This window comes from Sphingopyxis sp. SCN 67-31, from assembly GCF_001725095.1.
Window position 1 is genome coordinate 1 of sequence record NZ_MEFH01000220.1, and the last position, 7133, is coordinate 7133.

A 7133-nucleotide genomic window follows, 5' to 3' on the forward strand; every position below is an offset into this window, starting at 1 on the left:
GCCATGTCGGCGAGCGTGTAAGCGCTCCGCACCGGCAGGCGCAGCAGCGACTTCACGAACATCCATTTGAGATTGGGGACACCGGCCGCGTCGAAGCGCGTCGACAGGCCGACGTCGCGGTTGTCGTACCGGATGGTCCGAAAGCCGCGCGCATTCAGCGCATCGACAAATTCGTCGGGCCACAGCGTCAACTGCCCGCCCAGCCCCATCACCAGCAGGATCGCCGGCGCATCGCGCGGCCCCTTGTCTTCGAAAGTGATGCTGATCCCGTTTACCGCTGCCTGCTCTGTCGTCATGCCGTCGCCGCTCCCCGATGGTCAAACCGCCACTGTGCCGCTGCGCGCGGCGCGGTCAAGAGGGCGCCCGTCTGCGAAAGCGAAACCGGGCCGGCTTCGTCGGAACCGCGCCACGCCGGATGCGCCGGCCGGCGCGTGCGCGCGACAGAAGGACGCGTCGCGCCGCATGCGCGCAGAACGGCAGCGCAAAGATCACCAGCGACAGGCCGATGATCCATCGCCCGGTGTGCGCCGTGTCGTGACACGCATCCACGCAGTCGGACGCCGCCACCCCGGCGCCGAAATGAATCAGCAATGTCTTCAAGGTCGAAACTGGTCCCCACGACGCGCCTCTCCGCGCGTCACCGGATCCTTTACAGGATCAGCGTTAAGCGAGCGTTGCGGCTCCCACTGCCGCTATTTACCGCGATTCGGGGCGCCCCCTATACGTCGGAAGCGCCAAAGACCAGCGAATTGCTGCGCCGCGCAGGACGAAACCCGACGCGGCCCCCGCGACAGCGGCGACCGAGGTTGCGACGCCGAGCCAGGTCAGGACCAGAAACAGCCCGGAGGCGAGCGCCGCCGCGGTGACATAGATTTCGGGCCGCATGATGATCGACGGCACCCCGGCCAATATATCGCGGATCGTCCCGCCGACGCAGCCGGTGATGACGCCCATCATCAGCGCGGGAACCGGCGCCACGCCCCAGGCGAGGGCCTTGGCCGTCCCGAACACCGCATAAGCGGCGAGCCCGACCGCATCGGCCCATTCCAGAAGCTGCCCCTGCCACCAGCGTTCGGGAGTCACCCACACGACCAGCGCAATCGCGATGCACACCGCGCCGATCGCGCCGTCCTGAACCCAGAAGACCGGCGCGCCGATCAGCAGGTCGCGCACGCTACCCCCGCCGACCCCGGTGACGAGCGCAAAGAAGCTCGCCGTCACCAGCGTCTGGCGCAGGCGCACTGCCATCAACGCGCCCGACAGCGCGAAGACCGCGATGCCGGTCAGATCGAGAAGGCGAACGAGCGTCTGGGTGTCCATGGATCGGCGATGCTTCTTCGTCCCGCAGGCCGGCACCGGTGCCGGCAACCGCTTCGTCATGCGATCATCGGCGGCGCGGCGCAACGGAAATGGGGCGACGTCGCCGCCGCCCCATGCCCTACCCCAGTGGACGGGTAACTCAGATGTGGATCGGCTTTCCGGTCACCGCCATCGCGGCTTCCTTGATTGCCTCGCTGTGCGTCGGGTGCGCGTGACAGGTGTAGGCGATGTCTTCGGATGTCGCGCCGAATTCCATCGCCTGCGCCGCCTGCGCGATCATCGTGCCCGCCGGCACTGCGATGATCCAGACGCCCAGGACGCGGTCGCTCTTGGCATCGGCGATCACCTTCACAAAGCCGTCGGGTTCGTGGTTGGTCTTCGCACGGCTGTTCGCGAGCATCGGGAATTTGCCGACCTTGACGTCGCCCTTTTCCCCACCAGCCTTCTCGACAGCCTGCTCTTCGGTCAGGCCGACGCCGGCGATTTCGGGCCAGGTGTAGACCACCGACGGGATGACGTCGTGGTTCACGATGCCGGTCAGCCCCGCGATATTTTCAGCGCAGGCGATGCCTTCATCCTCGGCCTTGTGCGCGAGCATCGGGCCGGGAACGACGTCGCCGATCGCCCAGATGCCGTCGACGGCGGTGCGGAAATCATGATCGGTCTCGATCTGACCGCGCTGGTTCGTGGTCAGCCCCGCCTTGTCGAGCGCGAGGCCGTCGGTGTTCGGACGGCGGCCGATCGAAACGAGGACGACATCGGCTTCGAGCGTTTCGGCGTCGCCTCCCGCGGCGGGCTCGAGCGTCAGCACGGCCTTCTTGCCCTTCACTTCGGCCCCGGTGACCTTGGTCTTCAGCTTGAAGTCCATGCCCTGCTTCTTGAAGATCTTGTTCGCTTCCTTGCGAACGTCGCCGTCCATCCCGGGCAGGATCTGGTCGAGAAACTCGACCACGGTGACTTTCGCGCCAAGCCGGCGCCAGACGCTACCGAGTTCGAGCCCGATCACGCCGCCGCCGATCACGACCATATGGCCAGGCACCTTCGCAAGCTCGAGCGCACCGGTCGAATCGACGATCACGCCCTTGTCGTTGTCGACTTCGACGCCCGGAAGCGGAGTCACCGACGATCCGGTGGCGATGATGATGTTCTTGGCGCGATAGGCCTTGCCCGCAACCTCGACGCTGTCCTTGCCGGTGAACTGCGCATAGCCCTTCAGCCAGTCGACCTTATTCTTCTTGAACAGGAATTCGATGCCGCCGGTCAGGCCCTTGACCGCATCCTTGCGCTGGCCGTGCATCGCGCCAAGGTCGAGTTCGGGCGTCACCTTGATGCCCATCGCCGCCATCGCGCCGCCCGCCGCCGCCTCGAAATATTCCGACGCGTGCAGCATCGCCTTCGACGGGATGCAGCCGACGTTGAGGCAGGTGCCGCCCAGCGTTTCGCGCCCTTCGGCGCACGCGGTCTTGAGCCCGAGCTGCGCCGCGCGGATCGCCGCGACATAACCGCCGGGACCGGCACCGATGACAAGGACGTCGTAGTCGTAATCAGCCATGGTTCACTCCACTTGTGTTCCTGCGGACGCAGGAACCCAGGGCGTCAAAGCGAAAGCCTGTCGAACAGATCCAACCACTGCGGGTTGTCCCGTTCGATCAGTTCAACTTTCCACGCCCGCTTCCATTTCTTCATTTGCAGCTCGCGCTGACGCGCTTGCTGAATATCGTCAAATGCCTCGTACCAGACCAGCCGGGTGCAGCCATATTTCTTGCTGAAGCTGTCGATCACTTCGTTGCGATGTTGCCAAACCCGTTTCAGGAGATCGCTGGTCACGCCCAGATATGTCGTCCCATTCCGGCCACTCGCCATCAGGTAGATATATCCGGGTTTGCCCACCTACGCCTCCCGTGTTTCTGCGTAAGCCGGAACCCGGGGTTAGGTTGCACCGATTTTGCAATTCCACCCTGGGCTCCTGCGTTCGCAGGAGCACAAAAACTTATAAATCGATCAAAAGCCGCGTCGGATCCTCGATCGCTTCCTTGATCGTTTTCAGGAAGGTCACCGCCTCGCGGCCATCGATCAGGCGGTGGTCATAGCTCAGCGCCAGATACATCATCGGACGGATCACGACCTGACCATTGATCGCGACCGGACGATCCTCGATGCGGTGGAGGCCCAGCACGGCCGATTGCGGCGGATTGATGATCGGGGTCGACATCAGCGAGCCGAAAACGCCGCCGTTCGAGATGGTGAAGGTGCCCCCGGTCATGTCGTCCATCGTCAGCGTGCCTTCCTTGGCGCGCTTGCCGAAATCGCCGATCGTCTTTTCGATGCCGGCGAAGGACAGGCTTTCGGCGTTGCGGATCACCGGCACGACAAGCCCGCTCGGACCGCTGACCGCGACCGAGATATCCATATAATTATTATAGACGATCTCGTCGCCGTCGATGCGGCCGTTGACCGCGGGAATGTCCTTGAGCGCAAGGCAGGCGGCCTTGGTAAAGAAGCCCATGAAGCCCAGGCGCACGCCATGCTTCTTTTCAAACAGATCCTTGTAGCGGCCGCGCGCCTCGATCACCGCCGTCATGTCGACGTCGTTGAACGTGGTGAGCATCGCCGCCGTATCCTGCGCCGATTTCAGGCGGCGGGCGATCGTCTGCCGCAGGCGGGTCATCTTGACCCGCTCTTCCTGACGGCCCGGCGCACCCGTTGCAGCGGGCGCGGCGGCAGGTGCCGGGGCAGCCGCGGGCGCGGGCGCCGCATCGGGAGCGGCTTCGGCGGCCGCCAGCACATCTTCCTTGGTCAGGCGGCCGTCCTTGCCGGTGCCCTTGATCTTGCTCGGATCAAGGCCGTGCTCGAGAACGAGGCGGCGCACCGCGGGCGACAGGGTGACGACGGCATCCTCGCCGCCGGTCGTCGCAGGAGCGGGCGCCGCCGCTTCGGCCTTCGCCGCGGGCGCAGGCGTATCGCCGACGGCGACGACCTGTTGCCCCATCACGCCGGCGACGGGCGACGGCACTTCGACCGCGACCTTGTCGGTTTCGAGGCTGGCAATCGGCTCGTCGAGCGCGACGGCTTCGCCGGGCTGCTTCAGCCACTCGCCGATCGTCGCTTCGGTCACGCTTTCACCCAGCGTCGGGACTTTGACTTCGGTGCTCATTGATGCAGTTCCTTAGGGCTTAAGCTCTGGCTCAGGCTTTATTCTTGTTGCGACGGATTTCGGCGCGGACATTGAGGCCCAGCGCGTCGGCGACGAGTGCCGCCTGTTCGGTCTGGTGGCGGCTCATCAGGCCGGTGGCGGGCGAAGCCGCAGCGGCCCGGCCGGCGTAACGGGCGCGCATGCCCTTGTGGCCGGCGTCGATCAGCGATTCCTCGATCAGCGGCTCGACGAAGAACCAGGCGCCGTTGTTGCGCGGCTCTTCCTGCGCCCAAACGACCTCTTCCAGATTCTTCATCTTCTTCAGGCGGATGGCCAGCGCCTCGCCGGGGAAGGGATAAATCTGTTCGATGCGGATCACCGTCGTGTCGTCGAGCCCGGCAGCGTCACGCGCCTCCATCAGGTCGTAACCGACCTTGCCCGAACACAGGACGACACGCTTGACCTTCGCATCTTCCGGCGGGGTGCGGTCCGACATGATGCGGCGGAAATGCGCTTCGCCGATGAAGTCCGAGCGCTGCGACACGGCCAGCTTGTGGCGGAGCAGCGACTTGGGCGTCATGATGATGAGCGGCTTGCGGAAGGGGCGCAGCATCTGGCGGCGCAGGACGTGGAAATAGTTCGACGGGGTCGAAATATTGCACACCTGGATGTTGTCGCCGGCGCAAAGCTGAAGGAAGCGTTCGAGACGCGCCGAGCTATGCTCGGGCCCCTGCCCTTCATAGCCGTGCGGCAGCAGCAGCACGAGGCCGTTGGCGCGCAGCCATTTGGCTTCGCCCGCCGCGATGAACTGGTCGATCATGATCTGCGCGCCGTTGGCGAAGTCGCCGAACTGCGCCTCCCACAGCACGAGGCTCTTCGGATCGGCCATCGCATAGCCATATTCGAAGCCGAGCACGCCATATTCGGACAGAGGGCTGTCGAGCACCTCGAACCGGCCATGCGGCACGGTGGTCAGCGGGATATATTTATGCTCGTCCTTCTGGTCGACCCAGACGGCGTGACGCTGGCTGAACGTGCCGCGGCCCGAATCCTGACCCGAGAGGCGCACCTGATAGCCTTCGCTGAGGAGCGTGCCGAAGGCGAGGCTTTCGGCGGTCGCCCAGTCGAATACCTCGGCATCGTCCTTGTTCGCGAACATCGCGGCGCGGGCGTCGATCACGCGGCGCAGCGTCTTGTGCACCTCCAGATCGTCGGGGATCGTCGTCATCGTGCGGCCGATGGCGTCGAACAGCTTTTCCGATACGCCCGTCGAAATGTTGCGCCGGGCATTTTCGGGATCGGCGGGCGCGTGCAAGCCCGACCAGCGACCGGCGAACCAGTCGGCCTTGTTCGACTTGTAGGTCTTCGACGCTTCGAATTCGTCTTCGAGCCGCGCGACGAACTCCGCGCGGTGCGCTTCGGCATCGCCAGCCGAAACGACGCCCTCTGCCTCCAGCCGCGTGGCATAGAGGTCCGACACTGGCGGATGCTTGCGGATGATCGCGTACATCAGCGGCTGGGTAAAGCTCGGCTCGTCGCCTTCATTGTGGCCGAAGCGGCGATAGCACCACATGTCGATGACGATGTCGCGCTTGAACTGCTGGCGGAAGTCGATCGCCAGCTTGCACGCGAAGGTCACGGCTTCGGGATCGTCGCCGTTGACGTGCAGGATCGGCGCCATCACGCCCTTTGCCACGTCGGACGGATAGGGCGACGAGCGCGCGAACTGCGGGCTGGTCGTGAAGCCGATCTGGTTGTTGACGATGAAGTGGATGCAGCCGCCGGTATTGTAACCGCGAATGCCCGAAAAGCCGAGGCATTCCCACACGATCCCCTGCCCCGCAAAGGCGGCGTCGCCGTGGATCAGCACCGGCAGCACCTGGCTATGTTCGGCCAGATCATCGCGCATCACCTGCTGCGCGCGCACCTTGCCCAGCACGACGGGATCGACTGCTTCGAGGTGCGACGGGTTCGGGACCAGCGACATATGGACCGACACGCCGTCGAACTCGCGGTCGGTCGACGTGCCGAGGTGATATTTGACGTCGCCCGAACCGCCGACATCCTCGGGGTTCGCGGTGCCGCCCTGAAATTCGTGGAAGATGACCTTGTACGGCTTGGCCAGCACATTGGCGAGGACGTTCAGGCGGCCGCGATGGGCCATGCCATAGACGATTTCCTTCACCCCATATTGGCCGCCATATTTGATGATCGCCTCGAGCGCAGGGATCATCGATTCGCCGCCGTCGAGCCCGAAACGCTTCGTGCCGACATATTTGCGCGCGAGGAATTTCTCCCATTCCTCGGCCTCGATCACCTTGTTGAGGATCGCCTTCTTGCCGTTGGCGGTGAAGTCGATCGACTTGTCGGCGCCTTCCATCCGCTCCTGGAGGAAGCGGCGCTCCTCGACATCGGCGATGTGCATATATTCAAGGCCGACGTGCCCGCAGTAATTGGCCTGCAGGATCGACACCACCTCGCGAATCGTCGCCTTCTCGAGCCCCAGCGTGCCGCCGAGGAAAATCGGGCGGTCCTGGTCGGCCCCGACGAAGCCGTGATATTCGGGCGTCAGATCGGCCGGCAATTCGCGGTGGGTCAGGCCCAGCGGATCGAGCGTCGCCGCAAGGTGCCCGCGCACGCGATAGGTGCGGATCAGCATCATCGCGCGGATCGAATCGTC

General features: G+C 64.6%; 7 protein-coding genes. All 7 read right to left on the reverse strand.

Features of this window, described 5'->3' with window-relative positions; all coding sequences use genetic code 11:
• A partial coding sequence (locus ABS88_RS24515) for an alpha/beta fold hydrolase (RefSeq protein ID WP_502686189.1) occupies nt 1-296 on the reverse strand: 296 nt, incomplete at its 3' end.
• Nucleotides 297-351: 55 nt separating this feature from the next.
• Nucleotides 352-600: a hypothetical protein gene (locus tag ABS88_RS24520; RefSeq protein WP_202988223.1), complete on the reverse strand. Its 249-nt coding sequence runs from the start codon at nt 598-600 to the stop codon at nt 352-354.
• A 96-nt stretch (nt 601-696) separates the two neighbouring features.
• Nucleotides 697-1320, reverse strand: coding sequence for a trimeric intracellular cation channel family protein (locus ABS88_RS24525; RefSeq protein ID WP_003041119.1), 624 nt, complete (start codon nt 1318-1320; stop codon nt 697-699).
• A 139-nt stretch (nt 1321-1459) separates the two neighbouring features.
• A complete protein-coding gene (gene lpdA, locus ABS88_RS24530; protein ID WP_286750875.1) occupies nt 1460-2872 on the reverse strand; it encodes a dihydrolipoyl dehydrogenase in 1413 nt (470 codons plus the stop codon).
• A gap of 44 nt (nt 2873-2916) precedes the next feature.
• Nucleotides 2917-3210, reverse strand: a complete 294-nt coding sequence (locus ABS88_RS24535) for a GIY-YIG nuclease family protein (RefSeq protein ID WP_286750876.1) — start codon at nt 3208-3210, stop codon at nt 2917-2919.
• Nucleotides 3211-3310: 100 nt separating this feature from the next.
• Nucleotides 3311-4474 carry a 2-oxoglutarate dehydrogenase complex dihydrolipoyllysine-residue succinyltransferase gene (odhB, locus tag ABS88_RS24540; protein WP_286750877.1) on the reverse strand — a complete coding sequence of 388 codons (1164 nt, stop codon included), beginning with the start codon at nt 4472-4474 and terminating at the stop codon, nt 3311-3313.
• 31 nt (nt 4475-4505) lie between these two features.
• Nucleotides 4506-7133: 2-oxoglutarate dehydrogenase E1 component (locus ABS88_RS24545; protein ID WP_286750878.1), on the reverse strand; the 2628-nt coding region annotated here is incomplete at its 5' end.